This is a genomic window from Enterobacter sp. RHBSTW-00593 (genome assembly GCF_013784105.1).
Lineage (GTDB): Bacteria > Pseudomonadota > Gammaproteobacteria > Enterobacterales > Enterobacteriaceae > Enterobacter > Enterobacter ludwigii.
In genome coordinates this window covers 1,932,606-1,957,782 of sequence record NZ_CP056393.1, presented here as the reverse complement: position 1 = coordinate 1,957,782, position 25,177 = coordinate 1,932,606, and the positions used below count along the sequence as shown (strand labels likewise).

Annotated in this window: 21 protein-coding genes and 1 other RNA gene; 15 read left to right on the top strand and 7 right to left on the bottom strand. The window is 57.3% G+C overall.

The window, feature by feature from the left end:
• Nucleotides 1-3 precede the first annotated feature (3 nt).
• Nucleotides 4-1,119 carry an AI-2E family transporter YdiK gene (ydiK, locus tag HV242_RS09230; RefSeq protein WP_020884383.1) on the top strand — a complete coding sequence of 372 codons (1,116 nt, stop codon included), beginning with the start codon at nt 4-6 and terminating at the stop codon, nt 1,117-1,119.
• A 208-nt stretch (nt 1,120-1,327) separates the two neighbouring features.
• An RNA gene (gene rprA, locus HV242_RS09225) (antisense sRNA RprA) lies at nt 1,328-1,435 on the top strand.
• Nucleotides 1,436-1,440: 5 nt separating this feature from the next.
• Here the strand turns inward: rprA and HV242_RS09220 are convergent.
• The 3 genes from HV242_RS09220 to ppsA form a co-directional block, all read right to left on the bottom strand.
• Nucleotides 1,441-3,816 carry a glycoside hydrolase family 3 N-terminal domain-containing protein gene (locus HV242_RS09220; protein WP_050736670.1) on the bottom strand — a complete coding sequence of 792 codons (2,376 nt, stop codon included), beginning with the start codon at nt 3,814-3,816 and terminating at the stop codon, nt 1,441-1,443.
• A 3-nt stretch (nt 3,817-3,819) separates the two neighbouring features.
• Nucleotides 3,820-5,220 (bottom strand): MFS transporter, encoded by a 1,401-nt coding sequence (locus HV242_RS09215; protein ID WP_020884385.1) that lies wholly within the window; start codon nt 5,218-5,220, stop codon nt 3,820-3,822.
• A gap of 231 nt (nt 5,221-5,451) precedes the next feature.
• On the bottom strand, nt 5,452-7,830 hold the full coding sequence (gene ppsA / locus HV242_RS09210) for a phosphoenolpyruvate synthase (RefSeq protein ID WP_047357318.1): 2,379 nt from the start codon (nt 7,828-7,830) through the stop codon (nt 5,452-5,454).
• 335 nt (nt 7,831-8,165) lie between these two features.
• Between ppsA and ppsR the strand changes: the two genes are divergently transcribed.
• The 8 genes from ppsR (at nt 8,166) to HV242_RS09170 (ending at nt 16,271) form a co-directional block, all read left to right on the top strand.
• Nucleotides 8,166-8,999, top strand: coding sequence for a posphoenolpyruvate synthetase regulatory kinase/phosphorylase PpsR (gene ppsR / locus HV242_RS09205; protein WP_020884387.1), 834 nt, complete (start codon nt 8,166-8,168; stop codon nt 8,997-8,999).
• Between the two features lie 152 nt (nt 9,000-9,151).
• A complete protein-coding gene (gene aroH / locus HV242_RS09200) occupies nt 9,152-10,198 on the top strand; it encodes a 3-deoxy-7-phosphoheptulonate synthase AroH (RefSeq protein ID WP_025204385.1) in 1,047 nt (348 codons plus the stop codon).
• 164 nt (nt 10,199-10,362) lie between these two features.
• Nucleotides 10,363-10,551, top strand: coding sequence for a hemin uptake protein HemP (hemP, locus tag HV242_RS09195; protein ID WP_020884389.1), 189 nt, complete (start codon nt 10,363-10,365; stop codon nt 10,549-10,551).
• 76 nt (nt 10,552-10,627) lie between these two features.
• Nucleotides 10,628-12,613: a TonB-dependent hemoglobin/transferrin/lactoferrin family receptor gene (locus tag HV242_RS09190; RefSeq protein ID WP_050736669.1), complete on the top strand. Its 1,986-nt coding sequence runs from the start codon at nt 10,628-10,630 to the stop codon at nt 12,611-12,613.
• 47 nt (nt 12,614-12,660) lie between these two features.
• The gene (locus tag HV242_RS09185; RefSeq protein ID WP_044867859.1) at nt 12,661-13,689 is read left to right on the top strand and encodes a hemin-degrading factor; all 1,029 of its coding nucleotides are present in this window, start codon (nt 12,661-12,663) and stop codon (nt 13,687-13,689) included.
• The gene (locus tag HV242_RS09180) at nt 13,686-14,507 is read left to right on the top strand and encodes a heme/hemin ABC transporter substrate-binding protein (RefSeq protein WP_050736668.1); all 822 of its coding nucleotides are present in this window, start codon (nt 13,686-13,688) and stop codon (nt 14,505-14,507) included. The genes HV242_RS09185 and HV242_RS09180 overlap by 4 nt, the downstream gene beginning before the upstream one ends.
• Nucleotides 14,507-15,499 (top strand): FecCD family ABC transporter permease, encoded by a 993-nt coding sequence (locus HV242_RS09175; protein WP_050736667.1) that lies wholly within the window; start codon nt 14,507-14,509, stop codon nt 15,497-15,499. Before HV242_RS09180 ends, HV242_RS09175 begins: the two co-directional genes overlap by 1 nt.
• The gene (locus HV242_RS09170) at nt 15,492-16,271 is read left to right on the top strand and encodes a heme ABC transporter ATP-binding protein (protein ID WP_020884394.1); all 780 of its coding nucleotides are present in this window, start codon (nt 15,492-15,494) and stop codon (nt 16,269-16,271) included. The genes HV242_RS09175 and HV242_RS09170 overlap by 8 nt, the downstream gene beginning before the upstream one ends.
• Here the strand turns inward: HV242_RS09170 and HV242_RS09165 are convergent.
• Entirely contained in the window at nt 16,238-17,161 is a 924-nt protein-coding gene (locus HV242_RS09165) for a LysR family transcriptional regulator (protein ID WP_020884395.1), read from the bottom strand. The genes HV242_RS09170 and HV242_RS09165 overlap by 34 nt on opposite strands.
• 140 nt (nt 17,162-17,301) lie before the next feature.
• On the opposite strand from HV242_RS09165, the gene HV242_RS09160 reads away from it, so the two are divergent.
• From HV242_RS09160 to HV242_RS09140, 5 genes are read left to right on the top strand one after another with little or no spacing between them, the layout of a single operon-like run.
• Nucleotides 17,302-18,009, top strand: coding sequence for a CoA transferase subunit A (locus HV242_RS09160; protein ID WP_032677981.1), 708 nt, complete (start codon nt 17,302-17,304; stop codon nt 18,007-18,009).
• 2 nt (nt 18,010-18,011) lie between these two features.
• Complete coding sequence (locus HV242_RS09155) at nt 18,012-18,668, top strand: CoA transferase subunit B (protein WP_014169704.1); 657 nt, start codon at nt 18,012-18,014, stop codon at nt 18,666-18,668.
• A gap of 9 nt (nt 18,669-18,677) precedes the next feature.
• Entirely contained in the window at nt 18,678-19,859 is a 1,182-nt protein-coding gene (locus HV242_RS09150; RefSeq protein WP_050736666.1) for an acetyl-CoA C-acetyltransferase, read from the top strand.
• A gap of 53 nt (nt 19,860-19,912) precedes the next feature.
• Nucleotides 19,913-21,307: a GntP family permease gene (locus HV242_RS09145; protein WP_176399550.1), complete on the top strand. Its 1,395-nt coding sequence runs from the start codon at nt 19,913-19,915 to the stop codon at nt 21,305-21,307.
• 10 nt (nt 21,308-21,317) lie between these two features.
• Nucleotides 21,318-22,088: a 3-hydroxybutyrate dehydrogenase gene (locus HV242_RS09140; RefSeq protein WP_032681201.1), complete on the top strand. Its 771-nt coding sequence runs from the start codon at nt 21,318-21,320 to the stop codon at nt 22,086-22,088.
• 59 nt (nt 22,089-22,147) lie between these two features.
• On the opposite strand, the gene selO is transcribed toward HV242_RS09140, so the two are convergent.
• The 3 genes from selO to HV242_RS09125 all read right to left on the bottom strand — a co-directional run bounded on the left by selO (nt 22,148) and on the right by HV242_RS09125 (nt 25,124).
• Nucleotides 22,148-23,590 carry a protein adenylyltransferase SelO gene (gene selO / locus HV242_RS09135; protein ID WP_050736665.1) on the bottom strand — a complete coding sequence of 481 codons (1,443 nt, stop codon included), beginning with the start codon at nt 23,588-23,590 and terminating at the stop codon, nt 22,148-22,150.
• 64 nt (nt 23,591-23,654) lie between these two features.
• Nucleotides 23,655-24,365 (bottom strand): EAL domain-containing protein, encoded by a 711-nt coding sequence (locus HV242_RS09130; RefSeq protein ID WP_050736664.1) that lies wholly within the window; start codon nt 24,363-24,365, stop codon nt 23,655-23,657.
• A gap of 294 nt (nt 24,366-24,659) precedes the next feature.
• Nucleotides 24,660-25,124 (bottom strand): NlpC/P60 family protein, encoded by a 465-nt coding sequence (locus HV242_RS09125; protein WP_020884403.1) that lies wholly within the window; start codon nt 25,122-25,124, stop codon nt 24,660-24,662.
• Between the last annotated feature and the right edge of the window lie 53 nt (nt 25,125-25,177).

The following is a 25,177-nucleotide window of genomic DNA, read 5'->3' as shown; positions in this document are numbered from 1 at the left end:
TTTATGGTCAATCTTCGCCAGCCCAGGGATGTTGCGCAAATTTTGCTGTCGGTGCTGTTCCTGGCCCTCATGATTATTGCGTGTTTGTGGATCGTTCAACCCTTCATTCTCGGCTTCGCCTGGGCTGCAACCGTTGTGGTTGCCACCTGGCCTTTACTCTTACGGTTGCAGAAACTGCTCTTCGGACGTCGTGGGCTGGCGGTCCTGGTGATGACGTTGCTGTTGTTCCTGCTGTTCATTATTCCCGTTGCGCTGCTGGTCAACAGCCTTGTCGACTCCAGCGGCCCGGTGATTCGCGCCGTGACCAGTGGCGATCTGACACCGCCGGATCTCGCCTGGCTCAACAGCATTCCGGTTGTTGGCGCAAAACTTTACAGCGGCTGGCATGGCCTGCTGGAGATGGGTGGCAGCGCCCTGATGGCGAAAGTGCGCCCGTATATTGGCACCACCACCACCTGGTTTGTGGGTCAGGCAGCGCACATTGGCCGCTTTATGATGCACTGTACGCTGATGCTGGTCTTTAGCGCCCTGCTGTACTGGCGCGGTGAGCAGGTGGCATTAGGCGTTCGTCATTTTGCCACTCGCCTGGCGGGCAAACGGGGTGATGCCGCGGTTCTGCTGGCGGCGCAGGCCGTGCGCGCGGTTGCGCTTGGCGTCGTGGTAACGGCGCTGGTTCAGGCGGTGCTGGGCGGTATTGGTCTTGCGATTTCTGGCGTGCCGTACGCCACCGTCTTCACCGTGGTCATGCTGATGACCTGCCTTGCGCAACTGGGTCCGTTGCTGGTGCTGGTACCCAGCATTATCTGGCTGTACTGGACCGGCGATACCACGTGGGGCACCGTTCTGCTGGTCTGGAGCTGCGTGGTCGGCACCATGGATAACGTTATTCGTCCCATCCTTATTCGCATGGGCGCAGACCTGCCGCTGATCCTTATTCTCTCAGGCGTCATTGGTGGATTGATTGCCTTTGGGATGATTGGTCTGTTTATTGGTCCGGTGCTTCTGGCCGTGACCTGGCGTCTGTTCTCCGCCTGGGTGCACGAAATCCCACCTCCGGGAACGGACCCGGACGTGATTTTGAGCGAACTGGAAGAGCTGGAAGATAAGAACAAGCAGTAATGGACAGGCCGGGTAACGCAGTCGCGTACCCGGCCTACATATTCCCCTATAATACTTAAACGTTGCTAAAGTATTTATTCGTTGCGCACTGGTCAGACCCGCTATTACGGCTCTAAGTCCCCTATTAACCTCAAGAAATCTTTACGTCTCTTTAACTATTGAGACGAATCTGATCGACGCTAAAAGCTGACATGCCTACTATTAGGACACGGTTATAAATCAACACCTTGATTTATAAGCATGGAAATCCCCTGAGTGAAACAACGAATTGCTGTGTGTAGTCTTTGCCCATCTCCCACGATGGGCTTTTTTTTATCCTGATTACGCGCGGCTGACGTCACAGGTGCTGAGCATCCGCCATTCCGTTGACAATACACGGGTTTCCCCGGTCACATTGACCGTCACCACCTCGCGAATATCCGCCGACGATGCACCAATCTGCAACTCAAATTCACCCGGCTCGACGATCCGTTTGCCGTCACGACGGGTAAAGTTGAACATCTCAACGGGCAACGTAAAGGTGAGCGTGGCGGTTTCACCCGGTGAGAGCGTGACGCGCTGGAACGCCTTCAACTCCTGCAGTGGCCGCACCTGCGTGGCGACGTTATCCCGGACATAGACCTGTACCACCTCGCTGCCGCTGCGCTCACCGGTATTGGTGATATCCAGGCTTACGACCACCTCGCCGTCGATCGGAACGCGGGGTTCAGCCACGCGCGCCGTTCCCCAGCTAAACTGCGTCCAGCCGAGACCGAAGCCAAAGGGATAGCGGGAGCCAAAATGGAAAGCGAACGGTGTGCCGCCACTTTTGAGCTTGTGGTTGTAGTAATAGGGCATTGCTCCCGCGCTTTTCGGCACGCTGACCACCAGACGTCCCTGCGGTTCAGCGCGGCCCGTTAATACATCCGCAATCGCCCAGCCGCCCTCCTGCCCTGGTGCCCAGGCCATCATCAGCGCGGCGACGTTATCTTCCAGCCCCTGAAGGTTGTAAGGCCTCCCGCCGGTCATGACCACGATAACCGGCTTGCCGGTGGCCACCAGCGCAGCCAGCAATTGTTGCTGTACGCCCGGCAGATCCAGAGAGTCGGTATCAGAGCCCTCCCCGACGGTTCCGCTCTGGAACAGCCCGGCGAGATCGCCAACGCAGGCCACCACCACGTCACTCTCCTGTGCGGCTTTCACGGCTTCAGGGATCAGGTCGGTACGCTGCGAAACCGGAGATTGCTGCATGGGTTTACCGCCGCTGTCACCCGGAAACACCGGCGCACCCGCCATCCGTTTTTCGATAATGTGACAGCCTTTGGCATAACGTACCCGCGAGGCCCCCAGATACTGCTCGAGCGCCGCGCGCGGTGTCGTGACCTGCGAGGTCTCTTCCACCATGTCGCTAATAATTAAGTGCACCGGAAAACTGTAACCGCTGAGGAGCGCCAGCGGATCGTCTGCCGTTGGCCCGACGACCGCCACGCGAGGGTTGCCGCCGAGGGGCAAAATGCCGTTATTCTCAAGCAGCGTCAGCGAACGGGTCGCCACTTCCCTTGCAACCTGACGCGTTGCCTCGTTTTGCAAATCGATGCCCTGTTCATCGGCATACGGTTTTTCAAACAAGCCAAGACGGAATTTTTCGGTCAGGACGCGTGCCACTATTTCATCGACTTTCGCCATGGAAATCAGTCCGCGCTCAACGGCGTGTGCCAGATGACGCGCGCAGTCATCTTTTGGTAGTTCGACATCCAACCCGGCATTGAAGGCCAGCGCTGCAGATTCGGCGGCATCGTGCGAGATGCCATGATGCTGGTGCAGCAGGCTCACGCCGCCGTAGTCCGCAACGATGATCCCATCGAACCCCCACTGTTCACGCAGCACGGTTGTCATCAGGAAGTGGTCGCTGTGTCCGGGCTGGTTATCGATATCGTGATAGGCAGGCATCACCGAACCGGCATTGGCCAGCTTCACCGCCATCTCAAACGGCAGCAGGAAGGTGTCGTTCAGTTCGCTAAAGCCCAGATGCACCGGCGCGTGGTTGCGTGCCCCTTCGCTGAAGGAGTGGCCCACATAATGTTTGAGCGTTGCCAGAAGATCGCGCTTATCGCCCTGCAAACCCTTCACGTATGCTGTGGCCATCACCCCCACCAGCCACGGGTCTTCTCCGAAGGTCTCTTCGGTGCGTCCCCAGCGAACGTCGCGAGAGACATCCAGCACCGGGGCCAGCCCCTGCTGGCAGCCAACAGAGCGTGCTTCTTTGCCAATCTGTTCTGCCGCACGCTGCACCAGCTGCGGATCCCAGGTCGAACCGTAGTTCAGCGACGACGGGAACAGCGTGGCATCTTTGCACAACAGCCCCACCAGGCACTCTTCATGGAACAGCGCCGGAATACCGAGGCGCGTCTCTTCCATCATCATGCGCTGCAGGCGGTTAGCGGCACGCACGCCTGTTTTCGCATCAACAATATGGGTGCCCAGTGGACGCGTGATCTGTCCCACCCCCAGTTTCAGCCGTTCGCTAAGCGCAGCCTGTTCGCTCACGCCCGCGAATTCATCGCTCAGATCGCTGCGTTCGCGGTGGTTACCGTTTTCATCGAGGATCAACCAGTAGGCATGCATCTGGGCGAACTTCTCTTCCGGGGTCATGCGTGCCAGTAGGTCGGCGACGCGTTCATGCACGGGACGTCCCGCGTCCTTATAAATCGCAGTCATGTGTTACTCCTGTATTGCGGAATGGGTGGCCGGGGTGAGTTGTCCTGTCTCGTCTCGCACCTCGCGTTTGCTGGCCAGCTCGCGGGCGATGGAATTGACGAGCTTGCTGTTGAGTTTGTAAATGGTCAGCAGCGCGACCATACAGAGGAACAGCACGCAGGGGATGAGGGTGAAGAGCGCATTAATGGTAGAGAGCACGTGCGGTGCCTGGGTTGCCTGACCGGGCGCATAATCCACCATCCCGAGAACCCAACCGACCACCGCCCCGCCCAGCGCCAGACCAAATTTGATGGCAAACAGCGCGGTAGAAAAGACCAGACCATCCAGACGACGGCCGCTGCGATGCTCCTCATAATCGACCACATCAGAGAACATGGTCCACTGCAGCGGCGTGGTCAGGTTCTGAATAAAGCTAAAGATAATGTTGAGGCCAAAAATCAGCCAGATCTGCGAAGGCGGCAGGAAGAAAATCAGCGCGCCGAAAATCACGAAGGAAATAATGGTCCACTGATAGGCACGGACGCGGTCAAATTTCCCCAACAGACGTTCAGATAATAATGCCCCCGTTAAGGACGCCACCATCCCGGAAACAATAAAGGCAAATACCAGCTCCGGGCGCAGAAGCACATATTTCACGTAATACATGGTGGCAGAACCACGCGTCACCACTGCGGTTAACAGCAAAATATTAAACAAGAAAACAATTCGCCACTGGCTATTTCCGGCCAGCAGTTTTAAATCGCCGATCATCGAACCCGAGGTGTCATTGCGCGGGGAATAACGCTCGCGGGTCATCAGGAAACAGCAGAAGAAGAGAATAATACCCAGCAGGCCCATCATGCTCATGGCATAGAAATAGCCTTTTTGAACGTTGCCCTGGCCTAACAGCGAGACCAGCGGTAAGGCGATCACCGTCACAATCAACCCGCCGATGAACGACAGGCCGAAGCGCCAGGACTGCAGCGAGTGACGCTCACGCGGATCCAGCGTCAGCGCCCCGGGCATAGCGCAATACGGGACGTTAATCGCGGAATAAATAAGGCTTAAGATGGCGTAAGTGACGCAGGCATAGACGATTTTCGCCGTCGGCCCGACGTCCGGTACATAGAAGGTGATAAGGCAGCTTACGCCAAATGGGATGGCAAACCACAGCAGCCAGGGACGAAAGCGACCGTGCCGCGTCTGGGTGCGGTCGACCAGCGCGCCAATGCAGGGGTCGACAAAAGCATCCACCACGCGCACCACTAAAAACATGGTTCCCATGATGGCCGCCGGCAAACCGAAAACATCCGTATAGAAATAGGCGAGAAATAAGGTTGCCGTTTGCCAGACCAGCGCACTGGCCATATCACCTAAGCCATAACCTATTTTATCTTTGGTACGCAATACAGAGGAGATTGTCATTGTTATTTGCCTTTTTATCAGGTTAAAACGTATTTCAACCAGTTGCGCATCAGCGAGGGAAATGCGCGGTAAGGCTCAAGTATTAGCAACGCTTTGCGCGCTAACAATTGTCTAAATTAACAGACAAATTATGATATTTGGTTTTTTGCTTTATTTGTGATGGGGAGCAAATAAGGCATGAAATAAAAAAGGCGAGGAATATATCCTCGCCTTTTTCTGGTGCTGATGGCGTTACTTGTTGAGTTCGGCCAGGCTCAGCCAGGTTTGCACCACGGTGTCCGGGTTCAGGGACAGGCTGTCAATCCCCTCTTCCATCAGCCATGCGGCAAAGTCTTCATGGTCAGACGGACCCTGACCGCAAATCCCGACATATTTACCCTGTTTCTTCGCCGCGCGGATGGACATCGACAGCAGCGCTTTCACCGCCTCGTTACGCTCATCAAACAGTTCAGAGACCACGCCGGAGTCACGGTCAAGACCGAGCGTCAGCTGCGTCATGTCGTTCGAGCCGATAGAGAAGCCGTCAAAGTGCTCCAGGAACTGCTCAGCCAGCAGGGCGTTGGACGGAATTTCACACATCATGATAATCTTCAGCCCGTTTTCGCCGCGCTTCAGACCCTGACGTGCCAGCTCCTCCACCACCGCTTTCGCCTGATCCACGGTACGCACGAACGGGATCATGATCTCAACGTTGGTCAGTCCCATGTCGTTGCGAACGCGCTTCACGGCGTCACATTCCAGCGCGAAGCAGGCACGGAAGCTGTCAGAAACATAACGTCCGGCGCCACGGAAGCCGAGCATTGGGTTCTCTTCTTCTGGCTCGTAACGCTCACCCCCCACCAGATTCGCATATTCGTTTGACTTAAAGTCGGACAGACGCACGATCACGCGCTTCGGATAAAACGCCGCGCCCAGCGTGGCGATCCCCTCGGTCAGACGACCGACGTAGAACTCTTTTGGCGAGTCGTAACCTTTCATCATCTCGCGGATTTCGTTCTGCAGCTTCGCGTCCTGGTCGTCAAATTCCAGCAGCGCGCGCGGGTGAACGCCAATCATACGGTTGATGATAAATTCCAGACGCGCCAGGCCAACGCCTTCGTTCGGCAGGCAGGCAAAGTCAAACGCACGATCCGGGTTACCAACGTTCATCATGATCTTCAGCGGCAGATCCGGCATGGTATCGACGCTTGAACTCTTCACGCTGAAGTCGAGAATATCGGCATACACGTAACCGGTATCGCCTTCCGCACAGGAGACGGTCACTTTCTGATCGTCCTTCATGCGCTCGGTCGCGTCACCGCAACCGACAACGGCAGGGATCCCCAGCTCACGGGCGATGATTGCCGCGTGGCAGGTACGGCCACCGCGATTGGTGACGATGGCCGCCGCTTTCTTCATGATCGGTTCCCAGTCCGGGTCGGTCATGTCGGTCACCAGCACATCGCCTGGCTGAATGCGGTTCATCTCGCTGATGTCATGGATCACTTTGACAGGACCGGCACCGATGCGATGACCAATCGCGCGGCCTTCCGCCACGATTTTGCCCTGTGCGTGCAGGGTATAACGCTCCATCACCTGACCGCGGGAGCGGACAGTTTCCGGACGCGCCTGCACGATAAACAGCTTGCCGGTGTTGCCATCTTTGGCCCATTCGATATCCATCGGACGGCCATAGTGTTTTTCGATCTGTACCGCCTGTTTCGCCAGCTCCTGCACTTCTGCATCGGTCAGGGAGAAACGGTCACGCATTTCCTGCGGTACGTCTTCAATCTTAACCTGCTTGCCATGCTCCTGCGTCGGGGCATAGATCATGCGGATTTTTTTCGAGCCCATCGTGCGGCGAACGACCGCCGGACGGTTTGCGGCCAGCGTCGGCTTATGAACGTAGAATTCGTCAGGGTTCACTGCGCCCTGTACTACCATCTCACCCAGACCCCACGCCGAGGTGATGAACACCACCTGGTCGAAGCCGGATTCGGTGTCGATGGAGAACATCACGCCGGAAGAGCCCACGTCGGAGCGCACCATGCGCTGTACGCCAGCAGAAAGCGCCACGCCGCGATGGTCATAGCCCTGGTGCACGCGGTAAGAGATGGCGCGGTCATTGAACAGGGACGCGAAGACGTGCTTCACCGCCACCAGCACGGCGTCATAACCCTGGACGTTAAGGAAGGTTTCCTGCTGTCCGGCGAATGACGCATCGGGCATATCTTCCGCGGTGGCAGAAGAACGCACGGCAAACGACGCCTGGGCATCATCCGCTGAGAGCTGGTTGTAGGCTTCGTGAATGGCTTTTTCCAGTTCCGGCTGGAAAGGTGTGTCGATAATCCACTGGCGGATTTGGGCACCGGCTTTCGCAAGCTCGGTCACATCATCAATATCCGTTTTATCCAGCAGGTCATAAATGCGCTGGTTTACACCGCTCTGGTCTAAAAACAGGTTAAAGGCATCGGCGGTTGTGGCAAACCCGTTCGGTACGGAGACACCCATACCCGACAGATTTGTAATCATTTCACCCAGGGAGGCATTTTTGCCCCCAACTCTGTCTACATCATTCATGCCGAGTTGGTTATACCAAAGCACCAGCGGTGACGAGCCATTGTTGGACATCGAAACAATCCTTTTGTGATATTTGATCGGAGTAAGAAACACCTGACTACGTATTTATACTGGCATAATTATTTCCGCTAAAAAAACGGTGAATCGTGTAAGCAATTTAAATTTTCAACTTTTCGGATACTTTCCCACCATCCGCTAACCCGATGATTCCTATATATTCAGCCAAAAACCCTAAAAATAAAGTCGCTAATTGGAAAATGAAATCCACTTTTCAGGAAAATCAAAAACACCGTTTCATTTATAATTAGGATAAGTTCTTTGCTGTGTAATTTACTTTTTTAATTTATGCTTTCAGACAATTACGTACGATATTCAGGGTGGGTAAAATGGATAATGCTGTCGATCGCCACGTTTTTTATATTTCTGATGGTACGGCGATTACCGCCGAAGTGCTGGGACATGCGGTGATGTCGCAGTTCCCCGTTTCGATTAACAGCATCACGCTGCCGTTTGTGGAAAATGAGAGCCGTGCAAAGGCGGTGAAGGACCAGATTGACGCCATCTTCCAGCAGACGGGGGTCCGCCCGCTGGTCTTCTACTCCATCGTGATCCCTGAAATTCGCGCGATTATTTTGCAAAGTGAAGGGTTCTGTCAGGATATCGTCCAGGCGCTGGTGGCCCCGCTGCAGAGCGAACTGAAACTCGATCCGACGCCTATCGCCCACCGAACGCACGGGCTGAACCCCGGCAACCTCACCAAATACGATGCGCGTATCGCCGCCATTGATTACACCCTGGCGCACGACGACGGTATTTCGCTGCGTAACCTCGACCAGGCGCAGGTGATACTGCTGGGCGTCTCGCGTTGCGGGAAAACCCCGACCAGCCTTTACCTGGCGATGCAGTTCGGTATCCGCGCCGCCAACTACCCCTTTATTGCTGACGACATGGACAATCTGGTGCTGCCAGCCGCCCTTAAGCCGCTCCAGCACAAGCTGTTTGGCCTGACCATCAACCCGGAACGGCTGGCGGCAATACGTGAAGAACGGCGTGAGAACAGCCGCTACGCCTCAATGCGCCAGTGTCGAATGGAGGTTTCCGAGGTGGAAGCGCTGTACCGCAAAAACCAGATCCCGTGGCTAAACAGCACTAACTATTCGGTAGAAGAGATCGCCACCAAAATCCTCGATATCATGGGACTCAACCGCCGCATGTACTAACATGCTAGTACAATAACTCAGAATCGGGTATCATCACCACATCCTCGGCGCGCAGACGCGCCGAACTTGAATTCAGCAGGGATTGGTTTAAGGTGATGCCCATCACTTCCCGGTAGTCTGCCGATGAAGCAAAAATTTTTCTGAGACATTTCATGAATAAAACCGATGAACTCCGCACTGCGCGCATTGACAGCCTGGTCACACCGGCTGAACTGGCACAGCGGCATCCTGTTTCCGCGGGTGTAGCGGAACATGTCACGGCATCCCGCCGTCGCATTGAAAAAATCCTTAATGGCGAAGACAAACGTCTTCTGGTGGTGATTGGCCCTTGCTCCATCCACGATCTGGATGCCGCAATGGATTACGCAAAACGGCTTCAGGGACTGCGGGACAAGTACCAGCATCGCCTTGAAATTGTCATGCGCACCTACTTTGAAAAACCGCGCACCGTCGTGGGCTGGAAAGGGCTGATTTCCGACCCGGACCTGAACGGCAGCTACCGTGTTAATTATGGTATTGAGCTGGCGCGTAAACTGCTTTTGCAGGTCAATGAGCTGGGCGTACCGACGGCCACCGAGTTTCTCGATATGGTGACCGGACAGTTTATCGCCGATCTCATCAGCTGGGGCGCTATCGGTGCGCGCACCACGGAAAGCCAGATCCACCGTGAGATGGCCTCTGCCCTCTCCTGCCCGGTTGGATTTAAAAACGGTACCGATGGCAACACGCGAATTGCCGTTGACGCGATCCGTGCATCGCGTGCCAGCCATATGTTCCTGTCGCCGGATAAGCGCGGTCAGATGACCATTTATCAGACCAGCGGCAACCCATACGGGCATATCATCATGCGTGGCGGGAAAAAGCCTAATTACCACGCGCAAGATATTGCTGCGGCGTGTGAAACGCTGGCCGAGTTCGACCTGCCGGAACACCTGGTGGTGGATTTCAGCCACGGCAATTGCCAGAAACAGCATCGCCGCCAGTTGGATGTGTGTGATGAGATCTGCCAGCAGATCGTCAGCGGTTCAACCGCCATCGCGGGCATTATGGCCGAAAGTTTTATCCGGGAAGGCACGCAAAAAATCGTAGCCGGACAGCCAATGGTTTACGGCCAGTCGATCACCGACCCGTGCCTGAGCTGGGAAGACAGCGAACTGCTGCTGGAGAAACTGGCGGCAGCGGTCGATTCACGTTTTTAGTCCTCACCTTACCCTCTCCTGCGGGAGAGGGTCTACGTTCGCGCAAGGCCACATCCTCTTCTGTTTTGATCCCATCACAGTTTTTTCACAAAAACGCTTGCCGTGAATTTTCACTTTGTTGATAATGATTATCATTGTTACATTGATTGTTATTTATAAACATTATGTCACGTACGGATAACAACGCGGCAACGCCCGAAAACACACACACAGCACCTGCCCCAGCGCGCACCGATCGTCGGATCGACAGTAAAAGCCTGCTGGGGGACGAGGGACGCGTGATCATCGAGCATGACGGCCAGCTTTATCTGTTGCGCCAGACCCATGCCGGGAAGCTGATCCTCACCAAATAAATACCACAAAACCTTCGCCAGCCACCCAGGTGATCCCCAGGCAGCCAGCGCTTTCGATTCTTTATGGAGAGTTGCTATGCCACACCTGCATTCCGCATTTTTGCGCCCGTCCTGCCTTGCGCTATCCGTTGTCAGCACCCTGCCGGGCGTCGCGTTTGCGGCCACAGATGACATGACCGTTATCGCCACCGGCAACGCCCGCAGCGCCTTCGAAGCCCCGATGATGGTCAGCGTGATTGACACCGCGGCCCCGGAAAACCAGACCGCCAGCTCGGCCGCCGACCTGCTGCGCTACGTCCCAGGCCTGATGCTTGACGGCACCGGGCGCACCAACGGTCAGGACGTCAACCTGCGCGGTTACGACCGTCGCGGCGTACTGGTGCTGGTGGATGGCGTGCGCCAGGGGACCGACACTGGCCACCTGAACAGCACGTTCCTCGACCCGGCTCTGATTAAACGTATCGAAGTGGTTCGCGGCCCGTCAGCCTTACTGTACGGCAGCGGCGCGCTGGGGGGCGTGATCGCGTATGAAACCGCCGATGCAAATGACCTGCTGGAACCGGGCAAAAACAGCGGCTACCGCGTGTTTGGTACGGGCGCGACGGGCGATCACAGTCTGGGCATGGGGGCCAGCGCTTACGGGCGTACCGAAACCCTGGACGGACTGGTTGCCTGGTCGAGCCGCGATCGCGGCGATCTGCGCCAGAGCGACGGTGGAACAGCACCGAATGACGAATCCATCAACAACATGCTGGCAAAAGGCCGCTGGGCCATCGATCCGGCCCAGACGCTGAGCGGATCCCTGCGCTATTACAATAACGCGGCGCAGGAGCCCAAAAACCCGCAAACCCCCGCCGCGGACGCCAGCAGCAATCCCATGACCGATCGCTCCACCATTCAGCGAGACGCTCAGTTGGGCTATCACCTGGCTCCCCAGGGCAACGACTGGCTGAATGCCGATGCGAAACTCTACTGGTCTGAAGCGCGCATTAACGCCCAGAACATTGACGGCACCGGCGAGTTTCGCAAGCAGACCACCAAAGGTGGCAAAGTGGAAAACCGCACCCGTCTGTTCAGCGACACGTTTGCCTCACATCTTCTGACCTATGGCGGCGAATACTACCGTCAGGAGCAACATCCGGGGGGCACCACCACCGGCTTCCCGGAGGCTAAAATCGATTTCAGCTCCGGCTGGCTGCAGGACGAGATCACCCTGCGCGACCTGCCGGTCACGCTACTCGGCGGTACCCGTTACGATAATTACCGCGGGAGCAGCGAAGGATACGACGATGTGAACGCGGACAGATGGTCCTCCCGTGCCGGACTGACCGTCAGCCCGACCGACTGGCTGATGCTGTTCGGCTCTTACGCACAGGCCTTCCGTGCGCCGACCATGGGTGAAATGTATAACGACGCCAAACACTTCTCCATCGGCCGCTTTTACACTAACTACTGGGTACCGAACCCGAACCTGCGTCCGGAAACCAATGAAACGCAGGAGTTTGGCTTCGGACTGCGCTTTGACGACGTCATGCTTGCTAACGATGCGCTGGAATTCAAGGCCAGCTACTTCGACACCAAAGCCAAAGACTACATCTCCACCAGCGTCGATTTTGCGGCTGCGACCACCATGTCCATGAACGTTCCCCACGCCAAAATCTGGGGCTGGGACGTGCTGGCGAAATACACGGCCGACCTGTTCAACCTCGACGTCGCCTATAACCGCACCCGGGGAAAAGATACCGATACGGGCGAGTATATCTCCAGCATCAACCCGGATACCGTCACCAGCAAGCTGGATATCCCGGTGGCGCAAAGCGGTTTTTCCGTCGGCTGGATCGGCACCTTCGTCGATCGCTCAACCCATATCAGCAGTAGTTACAGCGAACAGCCTGGCTATGCGGTTAACGATTTCTACGTAAGCTATAAAGGCCAGGAGCAGCTCAAAGGGGTAACCACGACGCTGGTGCTGGGTAACGCGTTCGACAAGGCGTACTGGTCTCCTCAGGGCATTCCTCAGGACGGACGCAACGGTAAGATTTTTGTGAGTTACCAGTGGTAATCCCCACGCCCCGGCCTGCCGGGGCCCTTATTCGAAAGGAAGAGACAATGAATCACTACACACGCTGGCTTGCGCTGAAAGAAGAAAATCCAGGTCAATACGCACGTGACATCGCAGGCTTAATGAACATCAGCGAAGCAGAGCTGACCTTCGCCCGCGTGGGCCACGACGCCTGGCGCCTGCACGGCGACATCCGCGAAATCATCGGCGCGCTGGAAGCCGTGGGCGAGACCAAATGCATCTGTCGTAACGACTATGCAGTTCACGAGCAGGTGGGCGCGTTTACGCATCAACACCTTGGCGGCCACGCCGGGCTGGTACTGAATCCGCGGGCGCTGGATCTGCGCCTGTTTCTCAACCAGTGGGCGAGCGCGTTCCACATCAGTGAAACCACCGCCCGCGGTGAGCGTCAGAGCATTCAGTTCTTCGACCTTCAGGGCGATGCCCTGCTGAAAGTTTACACGACCGATAACACCGATATTTCTGCCTGGGGCGACCTGCTTACGCGCTTTATCTTTGCCGATAATCCGCCACTGGCGCTGAAGCATGCCGATGTCCCTGCCCATAACGAAAAGGCTGATGCCGCCCTCGTTGACCAGGAGTGGCGCGCCATGACCGACGTGCATCAGTTCTTCGGCCTGCTGAAGCGCCACAATCTGAGCCGCCAGCAGGCGTTTCGGCTGGTGGGTGACGATCTGGCCTGCAGGGTAGACAACACCGCTCTGGCACAGCTGCTGGAAACGGTCCGCCTGGAGGGGAATGAGATGATGATCTTCGTCGGCAACCGCGGCTGCGTGCAGATCTTTACCGGCGTGGTGGAAAACGTCGTCCCGATGAAAGGCTGGCTCAACATCTTCAACCCAACCTTTACCCTGCATCTGCGGGATACGTCCATCGCCGAAACATGGGTGACGCGTAAACCCACCGCTGACGGGCACGTCACCAGCCTGGAGCTCTTCGCCGCCGACGGGACGCAAATCGCTCAACTGTACGGTCAACGCAGCGAAGGTGAACCAGAGCAGCGTCAGTGGCGCAGCCAGGTCGACGCCCTGACCCGAAAAGGGCTGGCCGCATGAAAAAATGGCTCGCCCTGCTCTGCGCCCTGCCGCTGGTGACGTTCGCGGCCACACCGCAGAAAATTGTCGCCCTGGGGGGTGACGTGACTGAGATTGTTTATGCCCTTGGCGCGGGATCGTCACTGGTTGCCCGCGACAGCACCAGCCAGTGGCCGCAGGCGGCGAACGCCCTGCCCGACGTCGGCTATTTGCGCCAGCTTAACGCGGAGGGGATCTTATCCATGCGCCCGACGCTGGTGCTGGCCAGTGCTCAGGCGCAGCCCTCTCTGGCGTTAAAACAGGTCGAGGAAAGTCACGTCAGTGTCGTCACCGTTCCCGGCAGTCATGACCTGAGCGTGATTGACGACAAGGTGCGAGTCATTGCCGAAGCGACGCATCGCGAAGCACAGGGTGACGCACTGCGCGCCAGGCTGCGCCAGGCGCTGGCAGCCCTGCCCACCTCGCCACTCGACAAACGGGTGCTGTTTATCCTCAACCACGGCGGGATGACCGCGATGGCTGCCGGACAACAGACCGCCGCGGATGCAGCCATTCGCGCAGCGGGTTTGCAAAACGCGATGCAGGGCTTTACCCGTTATCAGCCGCTGTCCCAGGAAGGCGTGATTGCCAGCCAGCCTGACCTTGTCGTGATTTCACAGGATGGCGTAAAGGCATTGGGTGGCGAAGCGAATGTGTGGACACTTCCCGGCCTCGCGCAAACGCCGGCGGGACGGAACAGGCAGGTGCTGGCCATCGACGATATGGCGCTGCTGGGCTTTAGCGTGCGCACGCCGCAGGCCATACAGCAATTGCGCACCCGGGCGGAGCAACTGCCCTGATGTCCCGACGGATCGCGTTGTCGCTGTGGATGCTGGCCGCCATCCTGACGATCATGACGCTGGCGGCCTCCGGGGCTGGCGCACTGCATCTGCCGGTCAGTCTGCTGTGGCGCGGCAGTGATGAAACCCTGCGTCAGATCTGGCTGACCATTCGTCTCCCCCGGGTCCTGCTGGCGCTGGTCACCGGCGGCTCGCTGGCGCTGGCAGGCTGCGTAATGCAGGGGCTTTTTCGTAATCCGCTGGCGGATCCGGGGCTGCTTGGGATCAGCAGCGGCGCGGCGCTGGCCGTGGCTCTGTGGGTGGTTATTCCCCTCTCGCTCCCCGCGCTGATGATGCTTTACGCTCCCATGATCGCGGCATTTGGGGGTGCGCTGGCGGCCACTTTCGTCATTTTTGTCCTAAGCCAGCAGCGTAACAGCACACTTTCACGGCTGTTACTGGTAGGCATTGCCCTCAATGCCCTGTGCGGTGCGGCAGTCGGCGTGCTGTCATGGCTCAGCAATGATACCCAGCTTCGCCAGCTCTCCCTCTGGGGCATGGGCAGCCTGGGTCAGGCGCAGTGGTCTACGCTGCTGGCCGTCACCTCGCTGATGGTGCCAGGCGTTCTGATGATCTGGCGTCTTGCCTGCGCGCTCAATTTACTGCAGCTGGGTGAAGAAGAAGCGCACTACCTTGGCGTGGCGGTAGCAAAGGTACAGCGGATCCTGTTGCTGTGCAGCGCCTTACTGGTTGCCGCCGCGGTTGCCGTCAGCGGGGTGATTGGTTTTGTCGGTCTGGTGGTGCCGCACCTGATACGGATGTGGCTGGGCGCCGATCACCGGGCCGTGATCCCCGGCTCCGTACTGGCCGGGGCGTCGCTGCTGCTGGTTGCCGATACGGTGGCGCGCACGCTGGTCGCACCGGCTGAAATGCCGGTCGGTTTACTGACCAGTCTCTTCGGCGCGCCGTGGTTCCTGTGGCTCATTTTTCGTCGTGGAGGCGCACATGGCTGAACGCTACTGCGCGGAACGTCTTGTTTATCAGGTCGGGCAACGGACACTTATCAACGACGTGTCGCTGGCGTTATCTCCGGGGGAAATGGTGGCGTTGATTGGGCCTAACGGTGCCGGAAAATCGACGTTACTGCGCCTGCTCACGGGCTATCTCACGCCTTCAGGCGGGCAATGCAGCCTGGCGGGTACGCCGCTTGAGGCGTGGCATCCGCAAAAGCTCTCACGCCGCCGGGCAGTGATGCGTCAGAATACGCAGCTCGGGTTCGACTGGCCGGTCGACGCGGTGGTGGGTATGGGCCGCGCGCCCTGGACGCGCTACCCGGAAGCCCCGGTTGTCGAAGCCGTAATGGCGATAACGGGCTGCCTGCCCCTCGCAGACCGACACTTTTCGGCCCTCTCCGGTGGCGAGCAACAACGGATCCAGCTCGCCCGCGCCCTGGCGCAGCTCTGGCATGACGGCGGGCCGCGCGGCTGGCTGTTTCTCGATGAACCCACTTCCGCGCTGGATCTTTACCACCAGCAGCATCTGCTGCGGCTGTTGAAATCCCTGACCCGTCAGGGCGATTTTCACGTGTGCGTGGTGCTGCACGACCTCAATCTGGCAGCGCTGTGGGCGGACCGGATCCTGCTGCTGCATAACGGCACGCTGGTTTCTCAGGGCACGCCGGAAACGGTTTTACAGGCCGACGCGCTGGCCCGGTGGTATGGCGCGCAGGTATACGTTGGCCCACATCCGGTTCACGCCTCACCGCAGGTGTTTCTCGCGCCCTGACCGGGCTGATAAAAATCTTTCAGCGTCTCAAGCAGGGCATGCGCCGCTTTTGAAAGCTGCGTGTGCCCGGGGTGGATCACGCCGATGCATTTTTCAATCGGCGGGTTATCGAGTGGAATACAGACCGCGCCTAACGAGGTCATCTGCGCCTCGCACAGTGCCGGGACCGCACTGCCGCCCAGGCCGCTGGCGACCATTCTGCCCACCGTCACCAGCTGATGGCTCTCCAGCGCCACATCCAGTTTACGACCGCTGCGGGCCAGCTCCTCTTCCATCATCAGACGAACGGCCGAAGGGCGCTGCAGGGTAATGAAATCCAGCGTCAGTAGCGCCTCCCATGACAGGCGTTTTTTGGCTGCCAGAGCGGATGATTTCGGCACAATGGCGACAAATCGATCGAGACCCAACGGCGTAAAAAGCAGGTTATGGGTCGGCGCCGGTTCAAACGCGATCCCCATCTCGACCCGCCCTTCCCGCACCATTTCAATTACCTGCTCGTTGATAACATCGTGCACGGTGACGTTGATCCCGGCGTGGCGATCGCGAAATGCCTTGAGCACCTCCGGCAGGACATTCGCCGCAAATGACGGCATCGCCGCGACTGAGATTTTGCCGCGCTGCAGCGTAAAGCACTGATGCATGGCCTCTTCGGCGTTATCCCAGTCCGCCAGCAGCTGCCGCGCCATCGGTAAAAAGGTCTCCCCCTCCTGCGTCAGCGCCACCTTGCGGGTGCTGCGCTGCAACAGCGGTCCCCCCAGCGCCTCCTCCAGACCCTTGATCGTCAGGCTAAGCGCCGGCTGGGAAAGATTCAGCCGTTCACTGGCATGCGCGAAATTCAGAGTGTGAGCTACCGCTAAAAACGCGCGTAACTGTTTGACACTCATTCTCATTTTTCACCTTGTTAACTAATTGAAAAAATTTAGTTAACAGGAAATTAATAAAAAAACCAAATGAGTGGGTCACAAATTCAAAATTAACAAATGAGTCGCCGCCCCTAATGATACCGGCACGGATAACGGGAGGGATGATTATGGCGGGACTGGATAAGCGCGTCGGCAGCTATGCGCAGGCGCTGGACGGGCTGACGGACGGAATGACATTGCTGGCAGGCGGCTTCGGCCTGTGCGGCATTCCTGAGAACCTGATTGCCGAAGTCAGACGCCGTCAGGTGCAGGGGCTGACGGTGGTTTCAAACAACTGCGGCGTCGATGGTTTTGGTCTCGGGATACTCCTTGAGACGCGCCAGGTACGAAAAGTGGTGGCGTCGTACGTGGGCGAAAACGCGCTGTTCGAGCAACAGGTGTTGAGCGGCGAGCTTGAAGTGGAACTCACCCCACAGGGAACCCTGGCAGAAAAGGTTCGCGCTGGCGGAGCGGGTATTCCGGCGTTTTACACGGCCACCGGCTATGGCACACCCGTGGCTGCTGGCAAGGAAGTTCGCCAGTTTGCCGGCAAGCATTATGTCCTCGAAGAGGCCATCACCGGCGATTTTGCGCTGATCAAGGGCTGGAAAGCGGACTGGTATGGCAACGTTATCTATCGCCATACCGCGCAAAACTTTAACCCGCTGATGGCCACCGCGGGCCGGATAACGGTGGTGGAAGTGGAAGAGATCGTCGCCCCGGGCGAACTGCCCCCGTCGGCCATTCATACCCCGGGGATCTACGTCGACAGGCTGATTGTCGGCCAGTTCGAGAAACGCATTGAACAGCGCACGCTGCGCGCAGAGGGAGTCTGAAGATGTTAACCCGTGAACAGATGGCCATGCGCGTCGCCCGAGAATTGCGCGACGGTTACTACGTCAACCTGGGGATAGGGATCCCGACCCTTGTGGCGAACTATATTCCGGCGGGAATGGACGTGATGCTCCAGTCTGAAAACGGCCTGCTGGGGATGGGAGCCTTTCCGGATGAGCAGAGCCTTGACGCCGACATGATTAACGCCGGTAAACAGACCGTCACCGCGAGGATCGGTGCCGCCATTTTCGACTCGGCCCAGTCGTTCGCCATGATCCGGGGTGGCCATGTTGACCTGACCGTACTCGGGGCGTTCGAAGTGGATGTCGAAGGCAACATCGCCTCGTGGATGATCCCGGGCAAGATGGTGAAAGGGATGGGAGGCGCGATGGATCTGGTCGCCGGGGCGCAGAACATCATTGTGGTGATGACCCATGCCGCAAAAAACGGCGAGTCAAAACTGCTGCCGCGCTGCACGCTGCCGTTGACCGGCGCTGGCTGCATCCGTCGGGTGTTAACCGACCTTGCGTTGCTGGAGATTGAAGACGGCGCGTTCATTCTGCGGGAATACGCCCCCGGCGTCAGTATTGACGACATCGTCAGTAAAACAGCCGGGAAAATCATCGTGGCGGACGACGTGCGCGAGATGCGCTTCAACTGAGGAGTGAACATGAATGAGGTCATGATTGTCGGGGCCACGCGAACCCCTGTAGGCAGTTTTCGCGGATCGCTCTCCTCCTTTTCCGCGGTTGAACTGGGTGCCGTAGCGGTTCGTCGCCTGCTTGAGAACAGCCGGCTGTGTGCAAATCAGGTAGACGAACTGATTTTCGGTCAGGTGCTGACGGCAGGGTGCGGACAAAACCCCGCCCGTCAGACCGCTCTCACGGCCGGATTGCCCGTCAGTACGCCCGCAACAACCGTCAATCTGGTGTGCGGTGCTGGTTTAAAAGCGGTGCAGCTCGCCGCGCAGGCTATCCGCTGCGGCGATGCCGACGTGGTTATCGCTGGCGGCCAGGAGAGCATGAGCAATGCCCCTTACCTGTTGGACGGTGCGCGGTCAGGGTTGCGTTTTGGTCATACAGGGTTGCAGGACAGCATGATAACGGACGGCCTGTGGGACGCATTTAACGATTATCACATGGGCATCACCGCGGAAAACGTTGCCCGCCAGTATGGTATCTCCCGCGAGCAGCAGGACGCTTTTGCCGCCCGGTCGCAGCAAAAAGCGGCGTCGGCCATTGCGCGCGGTCTGTTTGACGCGGAGATGGCTCCGGTCACGGTAAGCGAGGGTAAAAAGCCGCCGAGCCTGGTCAGCAGTGATGAACAACCCCGGCCGGGAACCACCGCTGAGCAACTCGCTCAGTTGCGCCCTGCCTTTCGTCGTGAAGATGGAACGGTCACGGCGGGTAATGCCTCAACCCTGAACGATGGTGCCGCTGCGGTGCTGTTAATGAGCGGTGAAAAAGCGCGGGAAAGCGGATTACCGATCCTGGGACGGGTCGTGAGTTATGCCGTGACCGGCGTTGATCCATCGGTGATGGGCATCGGGCCGGTCAACGCCTGCCAGACGGCTCTGGCCCGGGCAGGCTGGGCGCTGGATGAAGTGGACGTCATTGAAGCAAATGAAGCCTTTGCCGCGCAGGCGCTGGCCGTTGGCAAACTGCTCGGCTGGGATGAACGTAAGGTGAACGTAAACGGTGGTGCGATTGCGATTGGCCACCCCATCGGCGCCTCTGGCTGTCGGATCCTCGTCACGCTGCTGCATGAGATGCAACGCCGCGACGCGAAAAAAGGGCTCGTCACCCTGTGTGTGGGAGGGGGGCAAGGCATTGCATTAACCCTTGCGCGCTAACCGCGCCCGGACATCTCGTTGGTACCCGAATATAACAATGATAGTGAGGAGTCATAATGAGTGTGTTGATTGCCCTGGCGGCGCTGGCATTGCTGATGCTCGCGGCCTATCGCGGATACAGCGTTATTCTGTTTGCCCCCATCGCGGCGCTGGGTGCCGTGCTGCTGACCGACCCGGGGGCCGTCGGCCCGACGTTTACCGGTCTGTTTATGGAAAAGATGGTCGGCTTCGTCAAGCTCTACTTCCCGGTGTTCCTGCTGGGTGCCGTGTTTGGCAAGCTGATTGAGCTTTCCGGTTTCTCACGCGCGATCGTCGCTGCAGCGATCCAGATCCTCGGGCGCCGCCATGCGATTCCGGTCATTGTGCTGGTGTGTGCATTGTTAACGTACGGCGGCGTTTCGCTCTTCGTGGTGGCCTTTGCCGTCTATCCTTTTGCGGCCGAACTGTTCCGCCAGAGCGGCATCCCCAAACGTCTTATCCCGGCGACCGTGGCTCTGGGTGCGTTCTCGTTTACCATGGACGCCCTGCCCGGTACGCCGCAGATCCAGAACATTATCCCCACCAGCTTCTTTGGCACGAACGCCTGGGCCGCCCCGTGGCTTGGGCTGATTGGCTCGCTGTTTATCCTCTGTTTTGGCCTGCTCTGGCTGGAGCGTCAGCGGCGAAAGGCGCTCAACAACAATGAGGGCTACGGTTTCGATCTGAAAAATGAACCTGAAACGCCGGACAACATTAATCTGCCCCATCCGCTGATCGCCATTTCCCCTCTGCTGCTGGTCGGGATCCTCAACCTGCTGTTTACCCGCTGGATCCCCGGCTGGTACGGGACGCAACATGAGCTTATCCTGCCCGGACTGGCGAAGCCGATTGTCACCGAGGTCAGCAAAATCACCGCCATCTGGGCCGTGGAAGCGGCGCTGATCGCGGGTATTGTCATGGTACTGCTTTTTGGATTTCGCAATATCCGGGGACGGCTGGCAGAAGGCAGCCGGACGGCGGTCAGCGGCGCCATTCTGGCGGCAATGAATACCGCATCTGAATACGGTTTCGGGGCGGTGATCGCTGCGCTGCCCGGTTTTCTGGTCTTATCCAAAGCGCTCGCCGCTATCCCGAACCCGTTGCTCAACGAAGCCATCAGCGTGACCGTGCTTGCCGGGATCACCGGTTCGGCGTCGGGCGGGATGAGCATCGCCCTTGCGGCCATGGCCGATACGTTTGTCGCGGCCGCCCACGCAGCCAATATCCCTCTGGAGGTTCTCCACCGCGTGGCCTCGATGGCCAGCGGCGGCATGGATACGCTTCCCCATAACGGGGCCGTGATAACGTTGCTTGCCATTACGGGTCTGAGCCATCGTCAGGCGTATGGCGGCATTTTCGCTATCACCCTCATCAAAAGTCTGGCGGTGCTTTTTGTCATTGCCGTGTTCTATCTCACCGGCATTGTGTAAGGAGAATAAAATGAATCTGAACGGTAAAACCGCACTGGTGACCGGCTCGACCAGCGGTATTGGACTTGGGATCGCTGGCGTGCTGGCGAAGGCCGGCGCACAGTTGATTCTTAACGGTTTCGGCGACAGTGAATCGGCAAGAGACGAAATCGCGAAACGGGGTAAAACGCCGGGCTATCACGATGCGGACCTGCGTGACGTCCAGCAGATTGAAGCCATGATGCACTACGCCGAAACCCGGTATGGCGGAGTCGATATTCTGATCAACAACGCCGGTATACAACACGTCGCACCTGTTGATGCGTTCCCGGTGGAGAAATGGAACGACATAATCGCCATCAATCTCTCTTCCGTCTTTCACACCAGCCGGCTGGCGCTGCCTGCGATGCAGGCGAAAAACTGGGGGCGCATCATTAATATCGCCTCCGTGCATGGGCTGGTCGCGTCGAAAGAGAAATCCGCCTATGTTGCCGCCAAGCATGGCGTGGTGGGCTTTACCAAATCCCTGGCGCTGGAGACCGCCCGCACCGGTATTACCGCCAATGCCATCTGCCCGGGCTGGGTGCTGACCCCGCTGGTGCAGCAGCAAATCGACAGACGTATTGCCGATGGCGTCGCACCGGATGTCGCACGTGAGCAACTGCTGGCAGAGAAACAGCCCGCCGGTGAGTTTGTTACGCCGGAACAGCTAGGCGAGCTGGCGTTGTTTTTGTGCAGTGACAGCGCCGTACAGGTCCGCGGCGCCGCCTGGAATATGGATGGCGGATGGGTCGCACAGTGACCGCGGTATCGGCATAAAAAAACCTGGCACCGCAAGGTGTCAGGTCTTGTCCGCCCGGGCTAGCTCGAACAGCTCACTTCCAGGCGTTTTCCCCAGTCCGCCGGACGGCTGACATAGTCGTCATCACGGTCAGCAAACGGCGTACGCAGAGCCACATGCAGGCGATGTAATTCGTCATACTCACCCTGTTCTGCCTGTTCAATGGCCCGCTGCGCCAGCCAGTTGCGCAACACCATCGCCGGGTTCGCCGCGTTCATTTGCGCCTGCCGGGTTGCGTCGTCGACCTGCTCTTGCTGCAACCGCGCACGGTAAAGCGCAAACCAGTCGTCAAAGCCCTGCCTGTCAATGAACTCGTCGCGCAGCGGTGAGGCACTACTGTGTTGCTCAGTCTGGCTCAGCATCCGGAAGGTGCGGGTGTAATCGCTGCCTTCACGTTCCATGAGTGCAAACAGAGCGTTCAGGATGTCGTTATCGCCCCTCTCCTGCGTCACCAGCCCCAGTTTGTTGCGCATCAACGCGCCGTATTCGCGCAGTAAAATGTCCTGATAGCTGTCGAGCGCATCATTCAGGGCATCAACGTTGATAAACGGCGACAGAGTTTGCGCAAGGCGCTGCAGGTTCCACAGGCCAACAGCCGGCTGATTGTCGAAACTGTAACGTCCCTGATAGTCAGAATGGTTGCAGATGTACCCCGGCTGATAGTCATCAAGGAAGCCAAACGGACCGTAATCAAAGGTCAACCCGAGAAGCGACATGTTGTCCGTGTTCATCACCCCATGGGCAAACCCGACCGTCTGCCAGCGGGCAATCATGGTTGCGGTACGGGCTACCACATCGCGGAACCAGAGAATGTACTTATCGGCCTCGTCCTGGAAATGAGACCAGTGATGACGAATGGCATAATCCGCAAGCTGGCGGACTTTTTCCGGCTCACGACGATAATAAAAGTGTTCAAAGTGGCCAAAACGCAAATGGCTTTGCGCAACGCGCATAAGCATCGCCCCTTTTTCCATCGTTTCACGCGCCACCGGGGTGTCACTGGTTACAATCGACAGTGCGCGGGTGGTGGGGATCCCCAGCGCATGCATCGCTTCGGATGCCAGACATTCGCGAATAGTCGAACGCAATACCGCGCGCCCGTCGCCCATTCGCGAGTAAGGGGTCAGGCCGGCACCCTTCAGGTGCCAGTCCACCGTCTCCCCGTTGGGCAGCCGTTGTTCGCCCATCAGGATCCCCCGGCCATCGCCCAGTTGTCCTGCCCAGACGCCAAACTGATGTCCGCTATAGACCTGAGCCAGAGGCTGCATACCGGCAAGCAGCGTTTCGCCTCCCCAGACGCCAGCGCCGTCGGAGGGCTGAAACATCTCAGGTGGAACAGCCAGCTCATCTGCCAGCCGATCGTTATGCCAGATAAGACGGGAATTTTGTAACGGTGTGGGTTTGAGTGCGGTATAAAAACCCGGCAACTCGTCATGCCAGTGAGCAGTAAAAGACAGGGTCATAGGTCCTCCTGCTTTTAGTGTAGAGGGTTTACCCGGACTTAAACACGGGCGAAAGAGAGGGTTATCACTGAACGAGCGTGGTGACGTGCTCTGCAGAGACGGCTGGCCAGAGCGCCCCCTGCATTGCGCCAAAGTTAAAGGGCAAGACGCGCTGCAATAAACCGTGGTCATCAATGCCGCCGACGAGCACGGACTGACAGTGAGGCGTTATTTGCCAGAGGATTGCGCGCATAAAAGGCTCAAAAGAGAGTTCAGAAGCACGCTGCTGGATAAATCCCTTGTCGAGAATGACCCGTTTAAACAATCCATCATAAACGGCTTTCAACGACGCTGCGCCTGCGCCAAAGTTTGCCAGCACCAGCGGAAAATGGATTGCCATTCTCGCCAGTTGCAGATCGTCCTTCCCGTTATTTAAACCTGGATAATTCTCATTAACAGTAAACTCAAGAAACGGATAACGCTCAAGTATTGAAACAGCGTTCCCATTACTTAATAAAAATTCAACAATTACAGGTGTAATATTGATCCATGCAATTAACTGATGCTGAATAAAAAACAGTTTACAGGTATCAAGCAATTGCAATTTCTCGTTAAACAACGCTAACTCTTCTTCAGCCGAAAGCCGCGGGATAACGAGTTCGGTGGGGATCCGAACGTGGGTACCGACGCCAGTAAAGTTAACCAGAACCTCTAAACCTTTAAGCTCGCCAGCGCTATTACGGGCAGGCAGAAGCATCAGTTCAGACTGGTAAGCATTATCTAGCGTAATAATCATTGCACTCGCCCCGCATTAAAGATGAGAGAGGACATCCTGGAGCAATTGCCGACACAATTCCACTGTCTTGATTTTAATAAGATTAATTTCATTAGTTCCGTATTATTTTTCAGATTTATCCCTGAATCTAAAATAATCTTATCCTGGTTGCTCAGTAATAGCCAGTTTTAGATAAAACAGACACCTGAGGAGATAAGTCATTTTTCGTAAATTTAACTTTAAAACTCTTATTTGAGGAAAAATGGCATGATTTATTAGTTATCATGCCATCATAAGAGACTGCTCTTTGACAGACTAAATACGTCGTGCCTGCCAGAAGTTTTTACGCCAGTAAACATTATCGAGCGACGAGCGCATCACCCCACGACTGGTCGAGGCGTGAATAAACTGATTATCGGTATCATAAATACCGACGTGAAGCCCACTATCACCAGAGCCGGTTTTGAAAAAAACCAGGTCGCCGGGCAGCAAATCATCTTTATCGATTTCCGTGCCAATTTCCGCCTGTTTGCGTGTTTCGCGCGGAAGCTGTAAATCAAACTTATCGCGAAACGTCATCAGAACAAAGCCAGAACAATCTACGCCCCCACGGCTCATGCCGCCATAACGATAGGGCGTGCCGCGCCAGTTGCTCAGCTGATCGTTAAGGCTGGCAATGACGGTAATAGAATCTGAAAGCCGCGGGTTAGGCGGCGGCGCACGATGGCTACTGCATCCCGCAAGAAATAACGCGGCCATCAGGAGAAACCAGAATCGCATTTTCAGACGAATCCTCTGCTTTTTTTGTTCTTTTCGTAATTTAGCGTGCAACG

What these genes read in the sequence shown, in the direction of transcription:
- HV242_RS09180 (WP_050736668.1), top strand. Translation starts at nt 13,686, where the DNA reads ATGAAAAAATGGCTCGCCCTGCTCTGCGCCCTGCCGCTGGTGACGTTC.
- HV242_RS09125 (WP_020884403.1), bottom strand. Translation starts at nt 25,124, where the DNA reads ATGCGATTCTGGTTTCTCCTGATGGCCGCGTTATTTCTTGCGGGATGC.
- ppsA (WP_047357318.1), bottom strand. Translation starts at nt 7,830, where the DNA reads ATGTCCAACAATGGCTCGTCACCGCTGGTGCTTTGGTATAACCAACTC.
- hemP (WP_020884389.1), top strand. Translation starts at nt 10,363, where the DNA reads ATGTCACGTACGGATAACAACGCGGCAACGCCCGAAAACACACACACA.
- HV242_RS09175 (WP_050736667.1), top strand. Translation starts at nt 14,507, where the DNA reads ATGTCCCGACGGATCGCGTTGTCGCTGTGGATGCTGGCCGCCATCCTG.
- HV242_RS09130 (WP_050736664.1), bottom strand. Translation starts at nt 24,365, where the DNA reads ATGATTATTACGCTAGATAATGCTTACCAGTCTGAACTGATGCTTCTG.
- HV242_RS09220 (WP_050736670.1), bottom strand. Translation starts at nt 3,816, where the DNA reads ATGACTGCGATTTATAAGGACGCGGGACGTCCCGTGCATGAACGCGTC.
- ydiK (WP_020884383.1), top strand. Translation starts at nt 4, where the DNA reads ATGGTCAATCTTCGCCAGCCCAGGGATGTTGCGCAAATTTTGCTGTCG.
- HV242_RS09165 (WP_020884395.1), bottom strand. Translation starts at nt 17,161, where the DNA reads ATGAGAATGAGTGTCAAACAGTTACGCGCGTTTTTAGCGGTAGCTCAC.
- HV242_RS09170 (WP_020884394.1), top strand. Translation starts at nt 15,492, where the DNA reads ATGGCTGAACGCTACTGCGCGGAACGTCTTGTTTATCAGGTCGGGCAA.
- HV242_RS09160 (WP_032677981.1), top strand. Translation starts at nt 17,302, where the DNA reads ATGGCGGGACTGGATAAGCGCGTCGGCAGCTATGCGCAGGCGCTGGAC.
- HV242_RS09140 (WP_032681201.1), top strand. Translation starts at nt 21,318, where the DNA reads ATGAATCTGAACGGTAAAACCGCACTGGTGACCGGCTCGACCAGCGGT.
- ppsR (WP_020884387.1), top strand. Translation starts at nt 8,166, where the DNA reads ATGGATAATGCTGTCGATCGCCACGTTTTTTATATTTCTGATGGTACG.
- HV242_RS09150 (WP_050736666.1), top strand. Translation starts at nt 18,678, where the DNA reads ATGAATGAGGTCATGATTGTCGGGGCCACGCGAACCCCTGTAGGCAGT.
- HV242_RS09190 (WP_050736669.1), top strand. Translation starts at nt 10,628, where the DNA reads ATGCCACACCTGCATTCCGCATTTTTGCGCCCGTCCTGCCTTGCGCTA.
- HV242_RS09185 (WP_044867859.1), top strand. Translation starts at nt 12,661, where the DNA reads ATGAATCACTACACACGCTGGCTTGCGCTGAAAGAAGAAAATCCAGGT.
- HV242_RS09155 (WP_014169704.1), top strand. Translation starts at nt 18,012, where the DNA reads ATGTTAACCCGTGAACAGATGGCCATGCGCGTCGCCCGAGAATTGCGC.
- selO (WP_050736665.1), bottom strand. Translation starts at nt 23,590, where the DNA reads ATGACCCTGTCTTTTACTGCTCACTGGCATGACGAGTTGCCGGGTTTT.
- aroH (WP_025204385.1), top strand. Translation starts at nt 9,152, where the DNA reads ATGAATAAAACCGATGAACTCCGCACTGCGCGCATTGACAGCCTGGTC.
- HV242_RS09215 (WP_020884385.1), bottom strand. Translation starts at nt 5,220, where the DNA reads ATGACAATCTCCTCTGTATTGCGTACCAAAGATAAAATAGGTTATGGC.